Consider the following 231-nt stretch of genomic DNA (forward strand, 5'->3'; position numbering starts at 1 on the left):
GTCCTTGGCATTCGTTTGCAGGTACTGGGCAAGCAGCGCCGTTTCCTGCGCCCGGCTGATGCTGACAACCTGGGCGCCGGAAAGAGACGTCGTAACCGACGCCTCCCGTCTCACATAGTCGGAATTTCCGACATTGGCGATATTCGTCGAGATGACGCTGCTTTGTTGGCCGGTCGTGTTGAAAATACTTTGCACGCTGTTCAAGGCGGAGGTGAGCGACATGCCGGCGTC

The 231-nt window shown here is 58.0% G+C and carries 1 pseudogene; it reads right to left on the reverse strand.

Features of this window, described 5'->3' with window-relative positions:
- Nucleotides 1-222, reverse strand: a pseudogene (gene flgK, locus AF337_RS12345) (flagellar hook-associated protein FlgK); the annotation flags it as partial.
- Between the last annotated feature and the right edge of the window lie 9 nt (nt 223-231).

Source organism: Rhizobium ecuadorense (assembly GCF_001187535.1).
Lineage (GTDB): Bacteria > Pseudomonadota > Alphaproteobacteria > Rhizobiales > Rhizobiaceae > Rhizobium > Rhizobium ecuadorense.